17 protein-coding genes are annotated in these 23,869 nt (G+C 65.1%); 6 read left to right on the top strand and 11 right to left on the bottom strand.

The window, feature by feature from the left end; translation table 11 throughout:
• Nucleotides 1-8 precede the first annotated feature (8 nt).
• Complete coding sequence (gene rlmKL, locus K2O50_RS08700) at nucleotides 9-2,207, bottom strand: bifunctional 23S rRNA (guanine(2069)-N(7))-methyltransferase RlmK/23S rRNA (guanine(2445)-N(2))-methyltransferase RlmL (RefSeq protein ID WP_050704766.1); 2,199 nt, start codon at nucleotides 2,205-2,207, stop codon at nucleotides 9-11.
• Between the two features lie 549 nt (nucleotides 2,208-2,756).
• Here rlmKL and rmf point away from each other — a divergent pair.
• Nucleotides 2,757-2,972, top strand: a complete 216-nt coding sequence (gene rmf, locus K2O50_RS08695) for a ribosome modulation factor (RefSeq protein ID WP_003248687.1) — start codon at nucleotides 2,757-2,759, stop codon at nucleotides 2,970-2,972.
• A gap of 214 nt (nucleotides 2,973-3,186) precedes the next feature.
• Here the strand turns inward: rmf and K2O50_RS08690 are convergent, their stop codons facing one another.
• A complete protein-coding gene (locus tag K2O50_RS08690; RefSeq protein ID WP_050704765.1) occupies nucleotides 3,187-4,209 on the bottom strand; it encodes a quinone-dependent dihydroorotate dehydrogenase in 1,023 nt (340 codons plus the stop codon).
• Between the two features lie 66 nt (nucleotides 4,210-4,275).
• On the opposite strand from K2O50_RS08690, the gene K2O50_RS08685 reads away from it, so the two are divergent.
• The 4 genes from K2O50_RS08685 to K2O50_RS08670 all read left to right on the top strand — a co-directional run bounded on the left by K2O50_RS08685 (nucleotide 4,276) and on the right by K2O50_RS08670 (nucleotide 9,326).
• Complete coding sequence (locus tag K2O50_RS08685; RefSeq protein ID WP_156329599.1) at nucleotides 4,276-5,550, top strand: CmpA/NrtA family ABC transporter substrate-binding protein; 1,275 nt, start codon at nucleotides 4,276-4,278, stop codon at nucleotides 5,548-5,550.
• A 10-nt stretch (nucleotides 5,551-5,560) separates the two neighbouring features.
• Nucleotides 5,561-6,136 carry an ANTAR domain-containing response regulator gene (locus K2O50_RS08680; RefSeq protein ID WP_050704763.1) on the top strand — a complete coding sequence of 192 codons (576 nt, stop codon included), beginning with the start codon at nucleotides 5,561-5,563 and terminating at the stop codon, nucleotides 6,134-6,136.
• 310 nt (nucleotides 6,137-6,446) lie between these two features.
• The gene (locus K2O50_RS08675) at nucleotides 6,447-7,658 is read left to right on the top strand and encodes a NarK/NasA family nitrate transporter (RefSeq protein WP_050704762.1); all 1,212 of its coding nucleotides are present in this window, start codon (nucleotides 6,447-6,449) and stop codon (nucleotides 7,656-7,658) included.
• 9 nt (nucleotides 7,659-7,667) lie between these two features.
• On the top strand, nucleotides 7,668-9,326 hold the full coding sequence (locus K2O50_RS08670) for a bifunctional protein-serine/threonine kinase/phosphatase (RefSeq protein WP_050704761.1): 1,659 nt from the start codon (nucleotides 7,668-7,670) through the stop codon (nucleotides 9,324-9,326).
• 237 nt (nucleotides 9,327-9,563) lie between these two features.
• Here K2O50_RS08670 and K2O50_RS08665 read toward each other — a convergent pair whose 3' ends face one another.
• The 8 genes from K2O50_RS08665 to ppsA form a co-directional block, all read right to left on the bottom strand.
• Nucleotides 9,564-10,604, bottom strand: a complete 1,041-nt coding sequence (locus tag K2O50_RS08665) for an OmpA family protein (protein WP_050704760.1) — start codon at nucleotides 10,602-10,604, stop codon at nucleotides 9,564-9,566.
• 110 nt (nucleotides 10,605-10,714) lie between these two features.
• Complete coding sequence (sigX, locus tag K2O50_RS08660) at nucleotides 10,715-11,281, bottom strand: RNA polymerase sigma factor SigX (RefSeq protein WP_050704759.1); 567 nt, start codon at nucleotides 11,279-11,281, stop codon at nucleotides 10,715-10,717.
• Nucleotides 11,282-11,394: 113 nt separating this feature from the next.
• Nucleotides 11,395-12,219, bottom strand: a complete 825-nt coding sequence (locus K2O50_RS08655) for a mechanosensitive ion channel family protein (RefSeq protein WP_050704758.1) — start codon at nucleotides 12,217-12,219, stop codon at nucleotides 11,395-11,397.
• 2 nt (nucleotides 12,220-12,221) lie between these two features.
• Nucleotides 12,222-12,485: a hypothetical protein gene (locus K2O50_RS08650; RefSeq protein WP_028692938.1), complete on the bottom strand. Its 264-nt coding sequence runs from the start codon at nucleotides 12,483-12,485 to the stop codon at nucleotides 12,222-12,224.
• A gap of 168 nt (nucleotides 12,486-12,653) precedes the next feature.
• On the bottom strand, nucleotides 12,654-13,649 hold the full coding sequence (locus K2O50_RS08645) for a zinc transporter ZntB (protein ID WP_050704757.1): 996 nt from the start codon (nucleotides 13,647-13,649) through the stop codon (nucleotides 12,654-12,656).
• Between the two features lie 25 nt (nucleotides 13,650-13,674).
• A complete protein-coding gene (gene rraA / locus K2O50_RS08640) occupies nucleotides 13,675-14,166 on the bottom strand; it encodes a ribonuclease E activity regulator RraA (protein ID WP_023630330.1) in 492 nt (163 codons plus the stop codon).
• 121 nt (nucleotides 14,167-14,287) lie between these two features.
• A complete protein-coding gene (locus tag K2O50_RS08635; protein WP_050704756.1) occupies nucleotides 14,288-15,280 on the bottom strand; it encodes an alpha/beta hydrolase in 993 nt (330 codons plus the stop codon).
• Between the two features lie 136 nt (nucleotides 15,281-15,416).
• Nucleotides 15,417-17,792, bottom strand: a complete 2,376-nt coding sequence (ppsA, locus tag K2O50_RS08630; protein ID WP_050704755.1) for a phosphoenolpyruvate synthase — start codon at nucleotides 17,790-17,792, stop codon at nucleotides 15,417-15,419.
• A 178-nt stretch (nucleotides 17,793-17,970) separates the two neighbouring features.
• On the opposite strand from ppsA, the gene K2O50_RS08625 reads away from it, so the two are divergent.
• Nucleotides 17,971-18,789, top strand: coding sequence for a pyruvate, water dikinase regulatory protein (locus K2O50_RS08625; RefSeq protein ID WP_028692934.1), 819 nt, complete (start codon nucleotides 17,971-17,973; stop codon nucleotides 18,787-18,789).
• A 184-nt stretch (nucleotides 18,790-18,973) separates the two neighbouring features.
• Here the strand turns inward: K2O50_RS08625 and K2O50_RS08620 are convergent, their stop codons facing one another.
• Nucleotides 18,974-23,839 carry an NAD-glutamate dehydrogenase gene (locus K2O50_RS08620; RefSeq protein ID WP_050704754.1) on the bottom strand — a complete coding sequence of 1,622 codons (4,866 nt, stop codon included), beginning with the start codon at nucleotides 23,837-23,839 and terminating at the stop codon, nucleotides 18,974-18,976.
• Nucleotides 23,840-23,869 lie beyond the last annotated feature (30 nt).

Genomic DNA, 23,869 nt, shown 5'->3' with positions numbered 1-23,869 from the left:
TCGTCGGTTCAGCGCAGGCGTAGCTGCCAGGCGCGGTGGATGCGGTTGTTGCGGGCGAAGTCCGGGTCCAGGGTCTGGGCACTGATCTCCTCCACCACGTACCGCGTCGCCAGGTGCTCGTCGAGCTGGAACTTGCGGAAGTTGTTGGAGAAGTACAGCACACCTCCCGGGGCCAGGCGCGCCATGGCCAGGTCGAGCAGCTGCACATGGTCGCGCTGCACGTCGAATACCCCTTCCATGCGCTTGGAATTGGAGAAGGTCGGCGGGTCGATGAAGATCAGGTCGTAGCTGTCTTGGGCGTTCTCCAGCCAGGCCATGACATCGCCCTGCTCCAGGCGGTTGCGCTCGGAAAAACCGTTGAGCGACAGGTTGCGCCGCGCCCAGTCCAGGTAGGTCTTCGACAGGTCCACGCTGGTGGTGCTGCGCGCGCCGCCCTTGGCCGCATGCACGGTGGCCGTGGCGGTGTAGCAGAACAGATTGAGAAAACGCTTGCCCGCCGCCTCGCGCTGGATACGCATGCGCATCGGGCGGTGGTCGAGGAACAGCCCGGTATCCAGGTAGTCGGTGAGGTTGACCAGCAGCTTGACGCCGCCTTCGTTGACCTCCTGGAAACGTCCTTCGGTGGCCTGGCGCTCGTACTGGCGAGTGCCGGTCTGGCGCTCCCGGCGCTTGAGCACCACACGCTGAGGATCGACGCCGAGGGCCTGGGGAATCGCGCTCAGCGCATCGAGCAGGCGCGCCTGGGCCTTGTCCGGATCGATCGAGCGGGGCGCGGCGTATTCCTGCACATGCACCCAGTCGTGATAAAGGTCGACCGCCAGGGCGTACTCAGGCATGTCGGCATCGTACACACGGTAGCAATCGACCTTCTCGCGGCGGGCCCATTTGCCCAGCTGCTTGAAGTTCTTCTGCAGGCGGTTGGCGAACATCTGCGCGCCTTCCGACAGGCGCGCCGGCTCGCTGGCCACCGGGGCCTGGCGACGAGGCTCGCCCTCAGCCGCCTCGGCCTGGGCCGAACGACGATCACCGGTAACGAACTGGTCGGGCTGGACCTTGAACAGCAACAGCTTGCACGGCAACGCGCCGTTCCAGAAGGCATATTGCTTGTGGCTGCGGATGCCCATGCGCTTGCCCAGTTCCGGCGCGCCGGTGAACACCGCCGCCTCCCAGCCCATGCAGGCCTGACGCAGGCGCTCGCCGAGGTTCTGGTAGAGGTACAGCAGGCTGGCTTCGTCGCCCAGGCGCTCGCCGTACGGCGGGTTGCTGATCACCAGACCTTTCTGGTTCTGGTCCGGGCGCGGCTCGAAGCTGGCCACCTCGCCCTGGTAGATCTTCACCCAGTCGCCCAGGCCCGCGCGCTCGACGTTGTTGCGCCCCGGCTGGATCAACCGCGGGTCGGCCTCGTAGCCGCGGATCCAAAGCGGCGGCTTGGCCAGGCCGGCCTGAGCCCGGGCCTGGGCCTCGTCGTGGACCTTGCGCCACAGCGCCGGCACATGGCCGAGCCAGGCGCTGAAGCCCCAGCGCTCGCGCTTGAGGTTGGGAGCGATATCGGCGGCGATCATCGCCGCCTCGACCAGGAAGGTGCCCACGCCGCACATCGGGTCGGCCAGGGCCCCGCCCTCGGCCGCAATACGTGGCCAACCAGAGCGGATCAGCACCGCCGCCGCCAGGTTTTCCTTCAAGGGTGCCGCGCCCTGCTGCAGGCGATAGCCACGCTGGTGCAGGCTGTGGCCGGACAGGTCGAGGGACAGGATCGCCTCGCCACGGTCCAGGCGCAGGTGCACGCGCACATCCGGATCGACCTTCTCCACAGACGGACGCAGGCCTTCGCGGTTGCGCAGCTTGTCGACGATCGCATCCTTGACCTTGAGCGCGCCGAAGTGGGTGTTGTCGATGCCCGAGCCATGGCCGCTGAACTCCACCGCCAGGGTGCCATCGGCCGCCAGGTGGTCGGCCCAGTCGACGGCATGCACGCCATCGTACAGGTCGTCGGCGTTCTTCATCGGGAAGCGCTTGAGCACCAGCAGCACGCGGTTGGCCAGGCGCGACCAGAGGCACAGGCGATAGGCGGTTTCCATGTCGGCGTCGCCGCGAATGGCCGAGGTGTGCTCACGCACCTCGTTCAGGCCCAGTTGACGGGCTTCCTCGGCGAGCAGGCCTTCAAGACCCTTGGGGCAGGTAAGGTAAAGTTCGAAACGGTCCGACATGTGCAATCCAGAGCCTTTGGCTAGGTAGATGGCGAGCCGACGCATCGGCTGCCGCTGTTTGCCCGCACGCCTTTCCACGAGGCGCCCGGGTGGCCCGGCGAAACGCTCGCCAGGCCTGGCCGCCCGTCGATCATGCCTTTGCCGGGTGGCGAAAAAGGCTTTGATCGTCGAGCAGTATGAAAATTGCGTGGACGCAGGGTTCAGATGTGACCCTTCGTCGCATTACCAAATATTACTGTCATCAACCAGCAACGCTGGCCAATTGACGTCAAGGTTGGGTAAACCCTGATCATAGCGGGCTCAACGGCAAACAAGGTTGAGTCGCATTTATTTACTTATCCCCTCACCCTCGGAAAGGTTACGTCCTTATGACAAATCGATCATTCACACTGTGACTCGCATTCGTTAGAACTGATCTCAGGCCGCACCGCAACGGGGCGGCACTTCCAGCCCGCGACGCCGGCAGCGGGCGCACACCGGCAGAACGATTCTGCCCGGCCTCGGAGAGGCCGACGGGACATTACAGTCAACAAGTGAGGGCAACACCCTATGAGAAGACTTAAGCGTGATCCGTTGGAAAGAGCATACTCACGTGGCTACCAGTATGGGGTCACCGGCAAATCCCGCGAACTTTGCCCCTTCAATCTACCCTCTGTACGCCAAGCCTGGATCAACGGCTGGCGCGAAGGTCGCGGCGACAACTGGGATGGCATGACCGGCACCGCTGGCATTCATAGACTCAACGAAAATCACGCCGTTGGCTGAACGAGGACACTGAATTCGAGTCACCATGCGCGCCCTATCCGGGCGGCGGGCTGCGGCCCAGGGGGTCCCTTGAGGGACCCCTTTTTTATTGCGTCGCATCTTACACCAGCGCCGGCCGCTTCGCGGGTAAACCCGCTCCCACAGGTACAGCGCCAACCTCAAGGCAGCATGAGACCTGTGGGAGCGGGTTTACCCGCGAAGAGGCCTTGTTAGGTCAACGCTTCATCGCAGCAATCGCATCCACCGCCTCACGGATCAGCGCCGGCCCCTTGTAGATGAAGCCCGAGTAGATTTGCACCAGGCTAGCTCCGGCGGCGATCTTCTCAGCCGCATGGCGTCCTTCGGTGATCCCGCCCGCTGCGATGATCGGCAGCTTGCCACCCAGCTCACCCGCCAGCACCTTGACCGTGTGGGTGCTCTTCTCCAGCACCGGCGCCCCCGACAGGCCGCCTGCCTCACCGCCATACGGCAGGCCTTCGACGCCCTCGCGCCCCAGGGTGGTGTTGGTGGCGATCACCGCATCCATCCCCGACTCGACCAGCGCCGCCGCTACCAGGGCGGTTTCCTCATCGCTCATGTCCGGGGCGATCTTGATCGCCAGCGGCACGCGCTTGCCGTTCGCCTGCGCCAGCTGTTCGCGGCGTTCGGCCAGGGCATCGAGCAGTTGCTTGAGCGAGTCGCCGAACTGCAACGAACGCAGGCCCGGGGTGTTCGGCGAGCTGACGTTGACGGTGATGTAGCTGGCGTCGTTGTAGACCTTCTCCAGGCAGATCAGGTAGTCGTCCTGGGCCCGCTCGACCGGGGTGTCGAAGTTCTTGCCGATGTTGATGCCCAGCACGCCGGTGTACTTCGCGGCACGTACCCGCGCCAGCAGGTGGTCGACGCCCAGGTTGTTGAAGCCCATGCGATTGATGATGGCCGTTGCTTCCGGCAGGCGGAACAGTCGCGGCTTGGGGTTGCCCGGCTGCGGACGCGGCGTCACGGTGCCGATCTCGACGAAGCCGAAGCCCAGCTGGGCAAAGCCGTCGATGGCCGCGCCGTTCTTGTCCAGGCCGGCGGCCAGGCCGACCGGGTTGGCGAAGTTCAAGCCCATCACCGTCACCGGCAACGCCGCTGGCTGCTTGCACAGCAGGCCGTTGAGCCCAAGGCGGCCACCGGCGCCGATCAGGTCCAGCGAGAGGTCGTGGGAGGTTTCCGGGGAGAGCTTGAACAGCAGCTGGCGGGCCAGGGTATACATGGGCGGGCGGACTCGCGGTGTGTGAGGGGGCGATTATAGCCAGCGCGCCGCCGGGGCGACAGGGCCATGGCATATGGGTTGCTATGTCTGCTGCATGCGGCCATCCGCGAATGCCCGAGGATTCTCGTGAACACACCCCTCCCGACAACGCCCCTGGCCTGGGTCAACGGCAGCGACGCGCCGGAAAAGCCCAGCCTGGACATCGGTTTCATGGCCCTGACCGACTGTGCCTCGGTGGTGGTCGCCGCCACCCAGGGCTTCGCCCAGCAGTTCGGCCTGACCCTCAACCTGCGCCGCCAGGCCTCCTGGGCCGGGCTGCGCGACAGGCTGGTCAGCGGCGAGCTGGACGCCGCCCACTGCCTCTATGGCCTGGTGTACGCGGTGCACCTGGGCATCGGCGGCGTGCCCGCCAGCCCCCTGGCCGTGCTCATGGGCCTTAACCAGAACGCCCAGGCCATCAACCTCTCCCCTGCACTGCAACGCAAGGGCGTGACCAGCCCCGAGGCACTGGCGCGATTGGTGCACCAACAGGGCGCACGACTGACCTTCGCCCAGACCTTCCCCACCGGCACCCATGCCCTGTGGCTCTACTACTGGCTGGCCAGCCAGGGCATCCACCCGCTGCGCGACGTGACCAGCGTGGTGGTGCCCCCGGCGCAGATGGCCGCCCACCTGCAGGCCGGGCGTATCGACGGTTTCTGTGTTGGCGAACCCTGGTCGGCGGATGCACTCGCCAATGGCCAGGGCTTCACCCTGGCCACCAGCCAGTCGATCTGGCCCGACCATCCGGAAAAGGTCCTGGCCTGCGCCCGCGGCTTCGTCGAACAGTACCCCAACAGCGCCAGGGCGCTGATCAAGTCGGTACTCGCCGCCGCGCGTTTCATCGAGCAGAGCCAGGAGAACCGCCGCGGCACCGCGCAACTGCTCAGTGGCAGCGCCTACCTGGACGCTCCGGTCGGCAGCATCGAGCCGCGCCTGCTCGGTGACTACCAGGACGGCCTGGGCCATCGCTGGCACGACCCTCATGGCTTACGCCTGTTCGACCAAGGGCGGGCCAACCTGCCGTACCTGTCCGACGGCATGTGGTTCATGACCCAGTTCCGCCGCTGGGGCCTGCTGCGTGACGACCCGGACTACCTGGCCGTCGCCGGCCAGGTGCAGCAGCTGGCGCTGTACCGCGAGGCCGCCACAGCGCTGGGCGTCCCCTGCGCCGACCCGCCCATGCGCAGCAGCCTGCTGATCGACGGCAGTCGCTGGGACGGCAGCGACCCCCATGGTTATGCGCGCAGCTTCGCCCTGCACGCCCTGGACGCGGCGCCTGGCGCCCGCGCCCATCGCTGAGGGCGCGGCCATGTTGCGTATCCTGCTGATCGACGACACGGAAAAGAAGGTCGGCCGCCTCAAGGCCGCCCTGATCGAGGCCGGCTTCGAGGTGATCGAGGCGGGTAGCCTGAGCATCGACCTGCCCGCCTGTGTCGAAACGGTGCATCCGGACGTGGTGCTGATCGATACCGAGTCACCGGGCCGGGACGTGATGGAACAGGTGGTGCTGGTCAGCCGCGACCGGCCGCGCCCCATCGTGCTGTTCACCGACGAGCATGACCCCGGTGTGATGCGCCAGGCGATCCAGGCCGGGGTCAGCGCGTACATCGTCGAGGGTATCCAGGCCACGCGCCTGCAACCGATCCTCGACGTGGCCATGGCCCGCTTCGAAAGCGACCAGGCGCTCAAGGCCCAGTTGATGGCCCGCGACCAGCAACTGGCCGAGCGCAAGCGCATCGAGCAAGCCAAGGGCCTGCTGATGAAGATGAAGGACTGCAACGAGGAACAGGCCTACACCTTGATGCGCCGCCAGGCCATGAGCCGCCAGCAGAAGCTGATCCAGGTGGCGGAACAGATCATTGCCATGTCGGAGATGTTGGGGTAGCTGTAACGCCATGGTGTCGCGCAATACCCTTCCTGTAGGAGCGGCCTTGTGCCGCGAAAGGGCCGCAAAGCGGCCCCGGCGATCTTTGTCAGAACCCTGAAATCCTGGGACCGCTGCGCAGCCCTTTCGCGGCACAAGGCCGCTCCTACAGGAATTGCGCATGGCCGGAACATTGGCCCGCCTCTTGCTCTGAAAACCCCGGTAGCCAACGGCGGTTGCCCCCATACCCTGACAAAGACGTCGCTTGCCCTTCCACATCCGTGGACCGGGCAGCGGCGTCTTTTCGTTTCCGCGCCCAACGAGGTGTTCGATGAATACGAGCTTCTGGAAATCCGGGCATGTGCCCACGCTGTTCGCCGCCTTCCTGTATTTCGACCTGAGCTTCATGGTCTGGTACCTGCTCGGCCCCCTGGCGGTGCAGATCGCCACCGACCTGCAACTGAGCGCTCAGCAACGGGGCCTGATGGTCGCCACGCCGATCCTCGCCGGCGCGGTGCTGCGCTTCGCCATGGGCCTGCTGGTCGATCGCCTGTCGCCCAAGACCGCCGGGCTGATCGGCCAGGTCATCGTGATCGTCGCCCTGGCCTGCGCCTGGCACCTGGGGGTACGCAGCTACGAGCAGGCGTTGCTGCTGGGCGTGTTCCTCGGCTTTGCCGGAGCCTCGTTCGCCGTGTCCCTGCCGCTGGCCTCGCAGTGGTATCCGCCCCAGCACCAGGGCAAGGCCATGGGCATCGCCGGCGCCGGCAACTCCGGCACGGTGTTCGCCGCGCTGCTGGCCCCGGCGCTGGCCGCGGGCTTCGGCTGGAACAATGTGTTCGGCTTCGCCGTGCTGCCCTTGCTGCTGACGCTTGTGCTGTTCGCCCTGATGGCGCGCAATGCGCCCCAACGCCCCAGGCCCAAGGCCATGGCCGACTACCTCAAGGCCCTGGGTGACAGGGATAGCTGGTGGTTCATGTTCTTCTACAGCGTGACCTTCGGCGGCTTCATCGGCCTGGCAAGCGCCCTGCCCGGCTACTTCAGCGACCAGTACGGCCTGAGCCCGGTGACTGCAGGCTACTACACCGCCGCTTGCGTGTTCGCCGGCAGCCTGATGCGCCCGCTCGGCGGTGCCCTGGCCGACCGTTTCGGCGGGATCCGCACCCTGCTGGCGATGTACGGCGTGGCCGCCGCGTGCATCGCCGCGGTGGGCTTCAACCTGCCCAGCGCGGCGGCGGCCCTGGCCCTGTTCGTCAGTGCCATGCTCGGACTGGGCGCCGGCAATGGCGCGGTGTTCCAACTGGTACCACAGCGCTTCCGTCAAGAGATCGGCGTGATGACCGGACTGATCGGCATGGCGGGTGGCATCGGCGGTTTCCTGCTTGCCGCAGGCCTGGGCACCATCAAGCAGCATACCGGCGACTACCAGCTCGGCCTGTGGCTGTTCGCCAGCCTCGGCCTGCTGGCCTGGTTCGGCCTGCATGGGGTCAAGCAACGCTGGCGCACCACCTGGGGCTCGGCGGCGATCACCGCAGCGCGGGTCTGAGGCCTTGCCATGAGCCTGCGACTGAGCTTTGCCCAGGCCAGCGCAACCGGGCCGCGCCCGGAAAACCAGGATGCCCTGCGCCTGGTGACCCCCGCACCGGAGCTGGCCGCCAGCAAGGGCTACCTGTGCGCACTGGCCGACGGTGTCAGCCAGTGCGCCGACGGCGGCCTGGCGGCGCGGGCCAGCCTGCAGGCCCTGGCCCTGGATTATTACGCCACGCCCGCCACCTGGGGCGTGACCCAGGCGCTGGACCGCCTGCTCACGGCACAGAACCGCTGGCTGCGTGCCCAGGGCAATGGCCAGCCGCTGCTGACCACCCTCAGCGCCCTGGTGCTGCGCGGGCGGCGATTCACCCTGGCCCATGTCGGCGATTGCCGGGTGTATCGCTGGCAGGCCGACCAGTTGCACTGCCTGAGCGAAGACCATGTCTGGGACCAGCCCGGCATGCAGCATGTGCTCAAGCGCGCGCTGGGGCTGGACCAGCACCTGCTGGTGGACTACCTGGAAGGCGACCTGCGCCAAGGCGAGTGCTTCGTGCTGCTCAGCGACGGCGTGTGGGCCAGCCTGGGCGATGCGCACATCCGCTCGATCCTGCGCGAACAATCCGATTTGCAGGTGGCCGCCCACACTCTGGTCACCAGCGCCCATCACTGCGGCAGTCAGGACAACGCCAGCGCCCTGTTGGTGCGGGTCGACCAGTTGGGTCCCAGCACCCTGGGCGACGCCCTGGCACAGCTCCAGCAATGGCCGTTACCGGGCGCGCTGCGTGACGGTCAGTCGATTGATGGCTGGCAGGTCGACGGCCTGCTGGCCCAGAGTCGGCAATCGCTGCTGTACCGGGTCCGCGACCCGCAAGGCCAGTCCTGGCTGCTCAAGACCCTGCCGCAGTCCCGCGATCAGGAGCCCGGCGCCGCCCAGGCGTTGTTGCTGGAAGAATGGTTCCTGCGTCGGGTCGCCGGCCGTCACTTCCCTGAGGTACATCCGGCCAGCCAACGCCAGCACCTGTACTACCTGATGCGCGAATACCCGGGCACGACCCTGGCCGGGCAGCCCCCGCTACCACTGGCACAATGGCTGGAGGTCGCCCGCCAGCTGCTGCAGGCCGTCGGCGTGCTACACCGGCGCAACCTGCTGCACCGCGACATCAAGCCGGACAACCTGCACCACGGCAGCGATGGCCAACTGCGCTTGCTGGACTTCGGGCTGGCGTACTGCCCGGGGCTTTCCGAAGACCCGCCCCATGCCCTGCCGGGCACGCCCTCGTTCCTCGCCCCGGAAGCCTTCGACGGCCTGCCCCCCGCGCCACGACAGGACCTGTATGCCGTTGGCGTGACGCTTTACCACCTGCTCACCGGCCACTACCCCTATGGCGAGGTCGAAGCGTTCCAGCGGCCGCGCTTCGGCATGCCAGTGAACCCGGCGCGGTATCGACCTGATTTACCGGAGTGGTTGCAACGCAACCTGTTGCAGGCGGTGGCGGCAGATCCGGCGCAGCGCTTCGAGACCGCCGAGCAGTGGTTGCTGTTGCTGGAGCGGGGGGATCGCCAGGAGCTGGACGAACGGCCACGGCCGCTGCTGGAGCGCGAGCCGTTGAAGGTGTGGCGTACGATTGGGTTGGTGTCGTTGCTGTTGAACATGGTGTTGTTGCTGGTAATGCTCAAACGCTAAACGCATAGCCGAGCGACGTTCCATGTAGGAGCGGCCTTGTGCCGCGAAAGGGGTGCGCAACGCCCCCCAGAATTTCGGCATCATGTGAGACTGTCGGGGCTGCTACGCAGCCCTTTCCGGCCGGTCCGACGCCTCGGCAAGGCCGCTCCTACAAAGGAAGGGCGACGTGTGCCTCGAGAAATCGCAGGCAAAGAAAAACCCGGCCGAGGCCGGGTTTTTCATGAAGCGTCAGACCAATTACTTGGCCTGGGCTTCTACCTGAGCTTCTACGCGACGGTTGACGGCGCGGCCAGCATCGGTGGCGTTGTCGGCGACCGGACGGGTCTCACCGTAGCCAACCGAGTCAACACGGCTCGATTCGATGCCGTACTGCTGGGTCAGGACGTTCTTGACAGCGTTGGCACGACGCTCGGACAGCTTCTGGTTGTAAGCGTCTGGGCCGACGGAGTCAGTGTGACCTTCCACGGTGGTGGTGGTCTGTGGGTACTGCTTCATGAAGTCAGCCAGGTTCTTGATGTCGCCGTAGCTGTTAGGCTTGACGACCGACTTGTCGAAGTCGAACTTGACGTCCAGCTCAACGCGAACGACTTCGGCAACAGCCGGGCAGCCATCAGCGTCAACGGTAACGTTGGCTGGGGTGTCAGGGCACTTGTCGACGTTGTCGCAGACGCCGTCGTTGTCGCTGTCGGAGCAGACTTCGGCAACTGGAGCCGGCGCAGGAGCGGCTTTCTGGCCACCGCTGCCACCGAAGTTCAGACCCAGACCAACGGTCGGGCCCCACTCGGTGTTGCCGTTGTCGATGTTGTACATGGCTTCGACGCCGGCACGGGCGAAGAACATGTCGGTGATGTACCACTTGGCGCCAGCGCCAACGTTGGCGAAGGTGGAGTGGTCACGGCCGCCGCGAGTGGCCTGGCCCAGGCTCTCGTGGGCGAAACCAGCGGAAACGTACGGACGCAGGGCGTCGCCGACGGTACCGAAGTGGTAGGTGGCGTCCAGCTTGGTCTTGGAGCCTTTGATGTCTTTGTTGAAGACTTCACCACGAGCGTTGTGGGTCTCGTTGTAGCCCAGGTCCAGGGAGACGTCGTCGGTCAGGAAGTAACCGAGGCGAACACCTGGATTGGTGCCGGTGTTCTTGAAGTTACGTTCGCTGTCGTAGTACTGCTTGGTAACGTTGCCTTCGATTTCGACAGCGCCTTGGCCTTGAGCCAGAACGCCGAACGAAGTAGCGGCCACGAGCGAGCCAATGGCCAAGCCCAAGGTGTTTTTCAATTTCATCCGTTAAATCCCCATCTGGTGATAGTTAAGCAGTCCCACCAACATCCGGGGGACAACTCGACGGCAAGTCTAGCAGAACTTGCCGGTTGGTTAGAGGTATTTGCTGGCCACTAAGTTTCAGCCAGGCCTGCAAATTTCTCTCTAAGCTTGTCGAGCGCACGCTTGTAGCGCATTTTCGTGGCGCTCAGGCCCATGTGCATGATGTCCGCGATCTCCTGGAATTCCAGCTCTGCGACAAATCGCAGCACCAGGATTTCCCGGTCGATCGGGTTCACATGCACCAGCCATTTGTCCAGCCCGCCTTTCTCCTCCGGCTTCGGTGCCTTGTCCTCGGACGCCTCTTCGACAGGATCCAGACTCAGGGCATCCATCAACCGGCGCTTGCGGCGCTCCTTGCGGTACTGGGTGATGCATTCGTTGTAGGTGATGCTGTAGAGCCAGGTCTTGAACTTGGACTTGCCCTCGAAGTTCTTCAACCCGTAGAGCACCTTGAGCATCACCTCCTGACAGACATCGTCGGCATCCCGATCGTTCCCCAGGTAGCGCGCGCAGACGTTGAACAGCGTGCGCTGGTAGCGGCGCATCAGCTCCTCGTAGGCGCGGGTGACATGAAACAGCTCCTCATGCGAACGCGCCACCAACTCCTCGTCGGTGAGCTCGCGGGGGTCATAGCGCATGGGCGGCGAATGAACTTTATTCAAAACGGATCTGGCCGACAGTCAGGTCAATGTCGCCGCTCGGCCCCCAGGGCCGATTTTTGCGGCGGCATACATTAACAGCTTTTGTGCGGTTAGCGGCTATTCACGCGCTGCTCGAGCAGCTCGCGATTAGACAGCGACACCAGTTCGCCATCATCGGTCAGCAGGGTCGTCTTGACCGTGCCGATCTCCTCGATGTGGCCTTCGACCTCGCCAATCCGCACCTGCTGGCCTACCTGATACAGCTCGCGCACATAGATGCCGGCCAGGATCTGCCCGGCGATTTCCCGGCTGCCCAGGCCCATGGCCAACGCAATTGCCAGACCAACGGTAATCAAGCCAATGACGATCACGTGGTTCAGCAGGTCGGTCTTGACCTCGAGCTGGCTGATGGCCACCGAGATGCTGATGATGATCACCAGGCCCTGGGCGATACGCCCGACGCCGGCGGCATATTCCAGGCCGATGCCCTCGGCGGCGCCGCGCACCAGGCCGTTGACCAGTTGCGCAAGGAGCACACCCGCCAGCAGCACCAGGGCCGCGCCAAACACCTTGGGCAGGTACAGGGCGAGCATGTCGAGGGTCGCCGAGACCCGCTCGAGCCCCAGGGATTCCGCGGCCGAGACCAGGAAGATCAGCAGCACGAACCAGTAGACGATCTTGCCGATCAGGGTCGAGATCGGCACCTGGATGCCGACCCGGGCGAGCATCTTGGTCAGCCCGGTGCCGCTCATCAGGCGATCCAGGCCGAACTTGGCGAGCACCTTGGACAGCAGGGTGTCGAGCAACTTGGCGACGACGAAGCCGAGCAGCACCACGACCAGCGCGCCGAACAGGTTGGGGATGAAGTTCGCCACCTTGGTCCAAAGGGCAGTCATGGCGGTGACCAGGCTCTGGGTCCAGAGATCGAGTTCCATATTCAATCGGCCTTATCTGCGTTGCTGCCGGCGGCAGGTTTGCGGGTAGAGTTGCGACGGACCGGCGCGACATGCGCCGAGCCATTGTTCACGGCAATCAGCAGCGCCTGGCTCCAGCGGCCAAGCAAGCTGAACAGATCGCCCGCGCCGACCTGGCGGTTGGCGGTCTTGAGTACGCGACCCAGGCAGGCGGCGTCGTCACGGTCCTGGCCGGACGGCGACGCCTTGAGCAGGTCGCGCAGGGATTCTTCAAACGGATCGTGCATGGGCACCTCGCGCAATGTCAGTCAAAGACGAGGGCGCCGAGCGATGGGTCACACAGGGATGTGGGACGAATGTTTCAAAATGAGTGTGCGAACCCATCGCGGGGCAAGCCCGCTCCCACGGAACCACGCTCAGAGCGTGGGAGCGGGGTTGCCCCGCAACAAGACACATCACACCCACCGCAACCGCCGGAACAGCAGCCACTGCCCTACCGCCAGCCCCAGCACGATCAGGCTGGCGAACAGGAATCCGTAGGGGCTGTCGGAGCCTGGAATACCGCCGACATTGATACCCAGCAGCCCGGTGACGAAGCTCATGGGCAGGAAGATGCAGGTGATGATGCCGAACCGGTACATGGTCCGGTTCATCCGCTCGCTGCGCCGCCGGTCCTCGCTTTCCAGCACGAGCGCTGCGCGCTCGCGGGCCAGTTCGAGCTCTTCGAGGTAGCGGATCAGGCTGTTGTTCAGCTCGTTCCAGTAGTCCCCATCGGCATCGGCGAACCAGCTGCATTTGTTGCGTGACAGCTGGGCATAGATGTCGCGCTGGGGGGCGAGGAAACGCCGCAGGCCGGCGGCGCGACGACGGATCTGCTGCAGGCTGCCCTGGGCCGGAGAATACCGTTCGTCGGATTCTGCCTTTTCTTCTTCCAGATCGACCGCTTCCGACAGGTCGCTGACCAGCGCCTGGACCTTTTCGGTCAACAGCTCGCCCATCAGCAACAGCAGTTCCGAGGCGGTCTTCGGCCCCCTGCCCTCGTCCAGTTGCTGCAAGACCTCGTCACTCGCCCGCAGAGGCCGCAGACGCAGGGAAATGACCCGCCGCGCCTCGGCGAAGATGCGCACCGAGACCATGTCCTCGGGCTCGGCGCCCGGATTGAGGTTGACCCCGCGCAGGAACAGCAGCATCTGCTCGTCGGCCAATGGCAGCAGGCGCGGGCGGGTGTTCTCCTCCAGCAGCAGTTCGCAGGCGAACTCGCTGAGGCCGCTGTCGTGAAGCAGCCAGGTGCGGGTCTGCGGGTGACTGCGGTCCCAGTGCAGCCACAGGCTCTCCTGGGGCTGCAACTGCAGGTCGTCCAGCTCGGTGCGGGCGATCGAACGCGCGCCACCCTTGCCATCGAGCACCAGGGCATGCACCAGGCCCCACTGCGCGTTGTCTTCCTCGAACATCAAAGCTCCATCGGTGTACGGCGCGTCACTCGGGCATTTTCAGCGGGCTTGGCGAGACCAGCACACCGTTGTTGTCGGCATACACGTACTCGCCCGGGCGGAAGGTCACGCCGGCGAAGGTCACCGCGACATTGAGGTCGCCGATGCCGCGCTTGTCGGTCTTCATCGGATGACTGGCCAGGGCCTGGATGCCGACATCGGTCTGCGCCAGCACGTCCACGTCACGCACGCAGCCGTAGATCAGCAGGCCTTCCCAGCCATTCTTCGCCGCCTTCTCGGCGAGCATGTCGCCCAAAAGCGCACGGCGCAGCGAGCCGCCGCCGTCGACCACCAGGACCTTGCCCTTGCCGTCGAGTTCGACCTGCTCCTTGACCAGCGAATTGTCCTCGAAGCACTTGATGGTGACGATCTGGCCACCGAACGAGTCGTGGCCGCCGAAGTTGCTGAACATCGGTTCGAGCACCTGGACCAGGTCCGGGTAGGCGTCGCACAGGTCGGGCGTTACGTAATGCTGCATGGGAAACTCCTGTCAGTCACAACGAAAGCGGATGTGGAGCAAGGCTACACCGCAGGAGGCCGGCAGTCATCCGGGACCGAGCAGTCAGTTCGCCTTTACCTGCGAAGAAGCCGACACGCAATCAATTGGCGGGCACCGGCTCCATCACCACCGTCGAGGCATGCACCGGCACCCGCGGATCCCTCAGCCAGCGCTCCACCAGCGGCCACACCTGGGTTTGCGCCGCCTTGCTGACCAGCATGTCGACATGTCCGAAGGCCTCGAAGCCTTCCTCGCGCCCCAGGCGCAGGAACTGCCTGGCGTCACCGCCAAACTGCTCGAACAGCTTGCGGCAGGCCCACACCGGGTCCTGGAAGTCGCCGGCCCCGGCCACCGCCAGTAGCGGTACCTCGACCTCGGCCAGCCCCGCCCACCAGTCCTTGTCCTTGTCGCCGAAGCGGCCAAACAGGCCATTCCAGCGCAAGCTCTCCAGGGCCAGGCCGATAGGTTCGTCCTCCGGACCACGCTTGAGGCGCGAACCCGAGATCTGCGCGAAGCGCTTGAGCAGCACGCGCGCGCCCCATTCCACCGGCGGTACTTTCAGCGGCCAGTAGACCCGGCTGACCTGGGTGCCGAACAGCGCCGCGCTGGCCACCAGCGCGACGTCCAGGTAACCGCTGCCCAGCGCCGCCGCCAGGGTGGTGCCGCCCAGCGAGTGGCCGACCCAGTGCGGCGCCTGCCCGGCCTGCTCGCGAACGAAGGCGCCGATCACCGGCAGGTCGTAGCGGGCATAGTCGGCCACCCGGTTCTGCCGCCAGTCGCGGTTGCGCGGCGACAGGCCGTGGCCGCGCATCTCCGGGATCCACACATCGAAACCGGCGCGGGCCAGGTAGGCGCCCAGACCGATGCCCTTGGGCGAGTACCAGAAGCGACGGTTGGAGAAACTGCCGTGCAGGAGAATGACCGGCACGCCCTGGGCGTGTTCCTGATCAGCCAGGCCCAGGCGGGTGACAGCCAGCTCGACGCTCGGATCGGGGCTGTTGCCGGCCTTGATCCGGTAGACGTCTTCGCTGAGGTCGCCGCGGCGCTCGGCACTGAGCAACGCGACGGGGAATTGGGTGGAGCTGCTTTGCATGGGTTCACAAACAAACAGAGGATATGAACGTGGGAGCGGGCTTGCCCCGCGATTGAACCAGACCTACAGACACTGCTGTCCCATCTGGCGCTATCGCGGGGCAAGCCCGCTCCCACAGTGTGTTGCCTTCAGCGCATCACGCCGCGCCCTGGCCCTCGGCCAGGAAGAACCAGGTCTCGAGCACCGAGTCCGGGTTCAGCGACACGCTCTCGATACCCTGCTCCATCAGCCACTTGGCCAGGTCCGGGTGGTCCGACGGGCCTTGACCGCAGATGCCGATGTACTTGCCGGCCTTGTTGCACGCGGCGATGGCGTTGGCCAGCAGCTTCTTCACGGCCGGGTTACGTTCATCGAACAGGTGGGCGATGATGCCTGAGTCGCGGTCCAGGCCCAAGGTCAGCTGGGTCAGGTCGTTGGAGCCGATGGAGAAGCCGTCGAAGTACTCGAGGAACTCTTCGGCGAGGATGGCGTTGGACGGCAGCTCGCACATCATGATCACGCGCAGGCCGTTGTCACCGCGGGCCAGGCCGTTCTCGGCAAGCAGGTCGACGACCTGGCTGGCTTCGCCCAGGGTGCGCACGAACGGCACCATGATCTCGACGTTGGTCAGGCCCATCTCGTTGCGCACGCGCTTCAGCGCACGGCACTCGAGCTCGAAGCAGTCACGGAACGACTCGCTGATGTAGCGCGAGGCGCCGCGGAAGCCCAGCATCGGGTTCTCTTCTTCCGGCTCGTAGAGCTTGCCGCCGATCAGGTTGGCGTATTCATTGGACTTGAAGTCCGACAGGCGCACGATGACCTTTTTCGGGTAGAAAGCCGCGGCCAGGGTGCTGATGCCCTCGACCAGCTTCTCGACATAGAAGCCGACCGGGTCGTCGTAGCCGGCGATGCGCTTGTCGACGCTTTCCTTCAGCTCCGGCGGCAGGCCGGCATAGTTGAGCAGCGCCTTGGGGTGCACGCCGATCATGCGGTTGATGATGAATTCCAGGCGCGCCAGGCCGACACCGGCGTTGGGCAGCTGGGCGAAGTCGAAGGCGCGGTCCGGGTTGCCGACGTTCATCATGATCTTGAACGGCAGTTCAGGCATGGCATCGACCGAGTTCTGCTTGACGTCGAAACCCAGCTCGCCTTCGAAGATGAAGCCGGTGTCGCCCTCGGCGCAGGACACGGTGACGCCCTGGCCGTCTTTCAGGACCTGGGTGGCGTTGCCGCAGCCGACGACGGCCGGAATGCCCAGTTCACGGGCGATGATCGCCGCGTGGCAGGTACGCCCGCCGCGGTTGGTGACGATGGCGCTGGCGCGCTTCATCACCGGCTCCCAGTCCGGGTCGGTCATGTCCGAGACCAGCACGTCGCCCGGCTGGACCTTGTCCATTTCCGAGACATCGTTGATCACGCGGACCTTGCCGGCACCGATGCGCTGGCCGATGGCGCGGCCCTCGACCAGCACGGTGCCCTTCTCTTTCAGCAGGTAGCGCTCCATGACATTGGCGCTGGAACGGCTTTTCACGGTCTCGGGACGGGCCTGAACGATATACAGCTTGCCGTCGTCACCGTCCTTGGCCCACTCGATGTCCATCGGGCGCTGGTAGTGCTGCTCGATGATCATCGCCTGCTTGGCCAGCTCGTTGACCTCGGCGTCGCTCAGGCAGAAGCGCGCGCGCTCGGCACGCTCGACCTCGACGGTCTTGACCGAGCGACCGGCCTTGGCTTCGTCGCCGTAGACCATCTTGATCGCCTTGCTGCCCAGGTTGCGGCGCAGGATCGCCGGACGGCCGGCCTGCAGGGTCTGCTTGTGCACGTAGAATTCGTCAGGGTTGACCGCGCCCTGCACCACGGTTTCGCCCAGGCCGTAGGCGCCGGTGATGAACACCACGTCGCGGAAACCCGACTCGGTGTCGAGGGTAAACATCACCCCGGCGGTACCGGTCTCGGAGCGGACCATGCGCTGCACGCCGGCAGACAGGGCCACCAGCTTGTGGTCGAAGCCCTGGTGCACGCGGTAGGAAATGGCGCGGTCGTTGAACAGCGAGGCGAACACTTCCTTGGCCGCGCGGATCACGTTGTCGACGCCACGGATGTTGAGGAAGGTCTCCTGCTGCCCGGCAAAGGAGGCATCCGGCAGGTCTTCGGCGGTGGCCGAGGAACGCACGGCCACGGCCATGTTGTCGTTGCCACCGGCCATCTCGGCGAAGGCCGTACGGATTTCCGAATCAAGACGCGCCGGGAAATCGGCTTCCATCACCCACTGGCGGATCTGCGCGCCGGTCTTGGCCAGGGCGTTGACGTCATCGACGTCCAGCGCATCGAGCGCGGCGTGGATGCGGTCGTTGAGGCCACTTTGTTCGAGAAAATCGCGGTACGCCTGAGCCGTAGTGGCAAAGCCGCCCGGCACCGAGACACCGGCACCTGCGAGGTTACTGATCATCTCGCCCAGGGATGCGTTCTTGCCCCCCACATGCTCCACATCATGGACGCCGAGCTTATCGAGGGAAACTACGTACTCTACCAAGGTGATCTCTCCACTAACTGTATTGGAAAAGCTCAAGGGCGCCCGCCTGCCTGACTGACTGGGCCGGACGCTTGTGGCCTGGACCTGGAAAATAAGTGAGAATGCCGAGCAACCGCGTTCGGCAAACCGAACCTATCATATCCAGAAATCTTCGGCAGCTTAAGGCCCCCAGGTGCAAATGAAACGAACCGCGTTCTTCATCTCCGACGGTACCGGCATCACTGCAGAAACGCTGGGCCAGAGCCTGCTCGCACAATTCGAGAGCATTCCGTTCAATAAATTCACGCGCCCCTACATCGACACGCTGGATAAGGCCCGGGCCATGGTCCAGCAGATCAACGCCGCGGCCGAGCGCGACGGGGTGCGACCGATCATTTTCGACACCATCGTCAACCAGGACATCCGTGAGGTCATGGCCACGTCCAATGGCTTCATGATCGACATCTTCTCGACGTTTTTATCCCCGCTCGAGCAGGAATTGACCGCCCATTCGTCGTATTCCGTGGGCAAATCCCACTCGATCGGCGGCAATTCCAACTACATGGAGCGCATCGAGGCGGTCAACTTCGCCCTCGACAACGACGACGGCGCGCGCACCCACTACTACGACAAGGCCGACCTGATCCTGGTCGGCGTGTCGCGCTGCGGCAAGACCCCGACCTGCCTGTACATGGCCATGCAGTTCGGCATCCGCGCCGCCAACTACCCGCTGACCGAGGACGACATGGAGCGCCTGCAGTTGCCGGCGGTGCTGAAGAAGCACCACAGCAAGCTGTTCGGCCTGACCATCGACCCCGACCGCCTGACCGCCATCCGCCACGAGCGCAAGCCCAACAGCCGCTATTCGAGCTTCGCCCAGTGCGAGTTCGAGGTGCGTGAGGTGGAGAACCTGTTCCGCCGGGAGAACATTCCCAACATCAACTCCACGCATTTCTCGGTGGAGGAGATCTCGGCGAAGATCCTGGTGGAGAAAGGCGTGGAGCGCAGGTTCAAGTAAGCCGCTGCGAACCTGTGGAAACAGGTTCGGTACGGACAGCGTGGGAGCGGGGTTGCCCCGCGATTGACCATGGCCTGATCCGACGCAATCGCGGGGCAAGCCCGCTCCCACGCCTCGCCTCCCCCAGACAAATGAAAAAGCCCCGGCATCACTGCCGGGGCTTTCTTTTACCTCAACGCCAGGCTCAGGACGGAATCACCGCCGCCTGCCCGCTCATCGCCAGGTCGACCAGCTCGCGGTTGGCCACCGCATACATCGCATAGTCGGTGCCGGTGGCGTTGCGCAGGTCGTCGAGCATGGCGCGCCAGCGCTCGACCATCACCCGGTGCTGCTCGCACCACAGTGCCACCCGTGCATCCATGTCTTGCGGCGCGTCGGCCATCTGCAGCACGGAGATGGTGATCGCCCGCTGCTGCAGGTCGATGTCGTCGCGGAACGCCTCGCGGGCCAGGGCCTGCCAGTTGTTCTCCACCGGCAGGTTGCTGATCTCCTGCAGGTACCAGGTCAGGTCCAGCGAGCTGCCCACGGCGAAGAACGCCTTGGCTACCTGCGCCGGATCGTGACCGGTGACGTCCGAAGCTTCGATGATCGGCAACAGGGTGTAGAGGTGGGTAGTGCCGGCAACCATGCGCGCCAGCAGTTCCGGTACACCCGCCTCGACGAAGCCCTGGTAGCGGACCATCCAGCGCTCGCGGGTCGGGCCTTCCAGCAGTTCATCCAGCTTGAGCCCCAGCTGGGCGAGCACCGGCCCGAAGTGGGCGACGTCACGACCCGCGTCCTGCTCGTTGCGACGGCTGCGCAGGAACCAGCGGGTGGCGCGGCGGCCCAGGCGCATCAGCTCGTCCATCAGGGTCAGCTGGATCTCGGCTGGGACCTGATAGTCCAGGGCCTCGATCTGGCGGAACCAGTGCGGCAGGTGGAAGATGTCACGCACGATCACATAGGCGCCGGCGACGTTGGCCGGGCTCATGCCGGTGGACTCCTTCAGACGCTGGACGAAGGTGATGCCCATGTTGTTGACCAGGTCGTTGGCGATCTGGGTGCTGACGATCTCACGCTTGAGGCGGTGACGGCGCATCGAGTCGGCGAACTTGCTCACCAGCGACGGCGGGAAGGCCGTCTCCATGTCGCGGGTCAGGTAGTCGTCGTCCGGCACCAGCGACTTGAGCAGTTGCTCCTTGAGGTCGATCTTGCTGTACGAGATCAGCACCGACAGCTCGGCGCGGGTCAGGCCCTGGCCGGCGGCCAGGCGTTCGGCCAACTGCTCCTCGGTCGGCAGGAACTCGATGGCGCGGTCCAGCTTGCCACGGGCCTCGAGGTCGGCCATCAGGCGCTTGTACTCGGCGATCCGCTCGCGGGCGCGGCGGGCCGCCAGCGACAGCGCTTGCGTCTGCTTATAGTTGTTGCCCAGCACCAGCCCTGCGACTTCGTCGGTCATGCTGCCCAGCAGCTGGTTGCGCTGCTTCTCGGTCATGTCGCCACCCTGCACCACTTCGTTGAGCAGGATCTTGATGTTGACCTCGTGGTCGGAGCAGTCCACGCCGCCGGCGTTGTCGATGAAGTCGGTGTTGGTGGCGCCGCCATTGAGGCCGAACTCGACACGGCCGAGCTGGGTCATGCCCAGGTTGCCGCCCTCGCCCACCACCTTGCAGCGCAGCTCGTTGCCGTTGACGCGCAGGGCGTCGTTGGCCTTGTCGCCGACATCGGCGTGGCTTTCAGTGCTGGCCTTGACGTAGGTGCCGATACCGCCGTTCCACAGCAGGTCCACCGGCGCCTGCAGCAGCGCGTGCAGCAGTTCGGTCGGGGTCAGGCGGTCGGCTTCGATGGCGAAGCGTTCCTTCATCTGCGGGCTGATGGCGATGCTCTTGGCGCTGCGCGGGAAAATCCCGCCGCCTTCGGACATGATGCTGGTGTCGTAGTCGCTCCAGGCCGAACGCGGCAGGTCGAACAGGCGCTTGCGCTCGACGAAGCTGGTGGCCGGGTCCGGATTCGGGTCGATGAAGATGTGCAGGTGGTTGAACGCTGCCACCAGTTGTAGCTTGTCGGACATCAGCAAGCCGTTGCCGAACACGTCGCCGGCCATGTCGCCGACCCCGACCACGGTGATCGGATCTTCCTGCACGTTGATGCCGCGCTCGCGGAAGTGACGCTGCACGCCGACCCAGGCGCCACGGGCGGTGATGCCCATCTTCTTGTGGTCGTAGCCGGCCGAGCCGCCGGAGGCAAAGGCGTCGCCCAGCCAGAAGCCGTAGTCGATGGCGATGCCGTTGGCGATGTCGGAGAAGGTCGCGGTGCCTTTGTCGGCCGCCACCACCAGGTACGGGTCGTCGTCATCGTGGCGCACCACGTTGGCCGGCGGCACCACGCCACCATCCTTGAGGTTGTCGGTGATGTCGAGCAGGCCGGAGATGAAGATGCGGTAGCACGCCACGCCTTCGGCGGCGATCTCGTCACGGCTGCCGCCCAGCGGCAGGCGGCGCGGCAGGAAGCCGCCCTTGGCGCCCACCGGCACGATCACCGAGTTCTTCACCTGTTGGGCCTTGACCAGACCGAGCACTTCGGTGCGGAAGTCCTCTTCGCGGTCCGACCAGCGCAGGCCGCCGCGGGCGACGTTGCCGAAGCGCAGGTGCACGCCCTCGACCCGCGGCGAATAGACGAAGATCTCGAACTTCGGCACCGGTTTCGGCAGTTCCGGGATCAGCTTGGGGTTGAACTTGAAGCTGAAGTACGACTTGTTCTGGCCGTTGGCGTCCGGCTGGTAGAAGTTGGTGCGCAGGGTGGCCTTGATCAGGTCCAGGTAGCGGCGCAGGATGCGGTCCTCGTTGAGCACCTGGACCTCGTCCAGGGCGCTGAGGATCGCCTGCTCCAGGCGCAGCTGCTTGTCGTCCAGATCTTCCTGGGTCAGCTTGCGCGCCAGGTAGAAGCGGGTCTTGAACAACCGGGTCAGCTCGCGGGCGATGTCGGTGTGGTTGTTCAGGGTGCTGGCGATGTAGCCCAGGTCGAAGCCCAGGCGGATCTGCTTGAGGTAGCGGGCGTAGGCGCGCAGCAGCGCCACGTCGCGCCACGGCAGGCCGGCGGTCAGCACCAGGCGGTTGAAGGCGTCGTTCTCGGCATCGCCCTTGACGATATGGACGAAGGCGTCCTGGAAGGTGTCGTTGAGCTGCTGGATATCAAGATTGAGGCCTTCGCTGTAGGTGAAGGCGAAGTCGTGGATCCAGAACTCGCGGCCGCTGGCGTGGCGCAGGCGGTACGGGAACTCGCCGAGCACGCGCAGGCCGAGGTTTTCCAGGATCGGCAGCACATCCGACAGCGCCAGCGGCGTATCGGCATGGTACAGCTTGCAGTGCAGCTGGCGTTCGCCCAGCTGGGTCAGCGGCTGGTAGAAGCTCATGGCCAGCGGCTTGGCTTCCGACAGGTTCAGCACATGCTGCATGTCGACCACTGCCGAGTGCGCGGCGAAGCGCTCGCGGTAGCCGGCCGGGAAGCCTTTCGGGAAGTCGGCCAGGATGTTGGTGCCGTGGGCCTCGCCGAAGTTCTCCACCACCAGCGCCGAGAAATCGTCCTGCCACGAACGGCAGGCCTGGATCACTTCGTTTTCCAGCTGCTGCGGATCGATGTCGATGCGGTTCTTCGGGTCCACCCGCAGGATCAGCTGCACGCGGGCCAGCACCGACTCGGAGAAGAAGGTCCAGAACTCGCAGTCGGTGGCCTTCAGGCGCTCCATCAGCACCTGCTGGATCTTCTGCCGCACCTCGGTGGAGTAGATCTCACGTGGCACATAGGCCAGGCAGTAGCAGAAGCGGCCGTACGGGTCCTTGCGCAGGAACACGCGAATCTTGTTGCGCTCCTGGATCTGCACGATCGACATGACGGTGCTGAGCAGTTCGTCGACCGGGGTCTGGAACAGGTCGTCACGGGGCAGCACCTCGAGGACCTGGGCCAGCTCCTTGCCCAGGTGGGCCTTGGGGTCGAAGTTGGAGCGGCGCTCGACTTCGGCGACCTTGCCACGGATGTACGGGATGGTATGCACGCTCTCGCCGTACACCGACGAGGTGTACAGGCCCATGAAGCGGCATTCCTTGATGACCTTGCCGTCCTGGTCGATCTGGCGGATCGACACGTAGTCCGGGTACGCCGGGCGGTGCACGCGGCTCGGCTGCGAGGCCTTGGCGAACGACAGCAGGCGCGGCTCGCGCAGGTAGGCGACGGCGTAGTCCTCGATGCGCAGGTCGTCGGCGCCCAGGCCTGCGCGCAGCAGGCGGGCAAGGCCCAGGAACGAGGCCTCGTCGTAGACCAGGTGACCGCCGTCGGAGTCGGACTCGACGGTGAACTCCTCGTAGCCGAGGAAAGTGAAATGGTTGTCCAGCAGCCACGACAGGAAGCTCTTGACCTCGGCCTTGTCGTTCTGCGCCGGGCCGAAGGCGTTCTGCTCCACCAGTTCCAGCAACTCGCGGATCTTGGCTTTCATCGGCTCGAAGTCGGCGACCACGCCGCGCACTTCGGCCAGTACCTGCTCCAGCTCCATGCTCAGGGTGTTGAGCTCGGCGGCATTGGCGCAGCGGTCGATCTCCAGGTACATCAGCGACTCATGGCTGACGCCCTCGCCCTGGGTGCCCTTGGGCAGCAGTTCGACCAGCTCGCCCTTGGCGCCGCGGCGCACGCTGAGCACGGTGGTCTGCAGGGTGTGGATGCTGTAGCCGCGGCGGTTGAGCTCGGTGCGTACCGAGTCGACCAGGAACGGCAGGTCGTGGTGCAGCACCTCGACCACGGTGTGGGTCGATTGCCAGCCGTGGCGTTCGTAATCAGGGTTGTAGACCCGCACCTGCGGGTGTTCGGGGTCGAAGCGCTCGATGATGCGCCAGGCGGACAGCGTGCAGCCGGCCAAGTCCGACAGCCTGCGCTGAGTGAGTTCGTCCAGAGAGATGATGCCGAAGAACTGCTCGGCGAACAGCGCCACTTGTGGCAGGGACTGTTCGCTGATGTGCTGCGCCAGGGCCGCCTGCAGTTGATGCTGGAAGTCGGCTTTGCTGGCTGCGGTGAAAAACGCCATCTGTGGTACTCCGCTTGGGCTTTGTTATAG

Source organism: Pseudomonas sp. 2hn (assembly GCF_019646095.1).
GTDB lineage: Bacteria > Pseudomonadota > Gammaproteobacteria > Pseudomonadales > Pseudomonadaceae > Aquipseudomonas > Aquipseudomonas peradeniyensis.
Note: the sequence above shows the minus strand (reverse complement) of the source record. Positions and strands in the feature narration are given on the sequence as shown.

What these genes read in the sequence shown, in the direction of transcription:
- rlmKL (WP_050704766.1), bottom strand. Translation starts at nt 2,207, where the DNA reads ATGTCGGACCGTTTCGAACTTTACCTTACCTGCCCCAAGGGTCTTGAA.
- K2O50_RS08655 (WP_050704758.1), bottom strand. Translation starts at nt 12,219, where the DNA reads ATGGAACTCGATCTCTGGACCCAGAGCCTGGTCACCGCCATGACTGCC.
- sigX (WP_050704759.1), bottom strand. Translation starts at nt 11,281, where the DNA reads ATGCGCTATGACCCCCGCGAGCTCACCGACGAGGAGTTGGTGGCGCGT.
- K2O50_RS08685 (WP_156329599.1), top strand. Translation starts at nt 4,276, where the DNA reads ATGGCATATGGGTTGCTATGTCTGCTGCATGCGGCCATCCGCGAATGC.
- K2O50_RS08635 (WP_050704756.1), bottom strand. Translation starts at nt 15,280, where the DNA reads ATGCAAAGCAGCTCCACCCAATTCCCCGTCGCGTTGCTCAGTGCCGAG.
- rraA (WP_023630330.1), bottom strand. Translation starts at nt 14,166, where the DNA reads ATGCAGCATTACGTAACGCCCGACCTGTGCGACGCCTACCCGGACCTG.
- K2O50_RS08625 (WP_028692934.1), top strand. Translation starts at nt 17,971, where the DNA reads ATGAAACGAACCGCGTTCTTCATCTCCGACGGTACCGGCATCACTGCA.
- K2O50_RS08680 (WP_050704763.1), top strand. Translation starts at nt 5,561, where the DNA reads ATGTTGCGTATCCTGCTGATCGACGACACGGAAAAGAAGGTCGGCCGC.
- K2O50_RS08690 (WP_050704765.1), bottom strand. Translation starts at nt 4,209, where the DNA reads ATGTATACCCTGGCCCGCCAGCTGCTGTTCAAGCTCTCCCCGGAAACC.
- rmf (WP_003248687.1), top strand. Translation starts at nt 2,757, where the DNA reads ATGAGAAGACTTAAGCGTGATCCGTTGGAAAGAGCATACTCACGTGGC.
- K2O50_RS08670 (WP_050704761.1), top strand. Translation starts at nt 7,668, where the DNA reads ATGAGCCTGCGACTGAGCTTTGCCCAGGCCAGCGCAACCGGGCCGCGC.
- K2O50_RS08620 (WP_050704754.1), bottom strand. Translation starts at nt 23,839, where the DNA reads ATGGCGTTTTTCACCGCAGCCAGCAAAGCCGACTTCCAGCATCAACTG.
- K2O50_RS08650 (WP_028692938.1), bottom strand. Translation starts at nt 12,485, where the DNA reads ATGCACGATCCGTTTGAAGAATCCCTGCGCGACCTGCTCAAGGCGTCG.
- K2O50_RS08675 (WP_050704762.1), top strand. Translation starts at nt 6,447, where the DNA reads ATGAATACGAGCTTCTGGAAATCCGGGCATGTGCCCACGCTGTTCGCC.
- K2O50_RS08665 (WP_050704760.1), bottom strand. Translation starts at nt 10,604, where the DNA reads ATGAAATTGAAAAACACCTTGGGCTTGGCCATTGGCTCGCTCGTGGCC.
- K2O50_RS08645 (WP_050704757.1), bottom strand. Translation starts at nt 13,649, where the DNA reads ATGTTCGAGGAAGACAACGCGCAGTGGGGCCTGGTGCATGCCCTGGTG.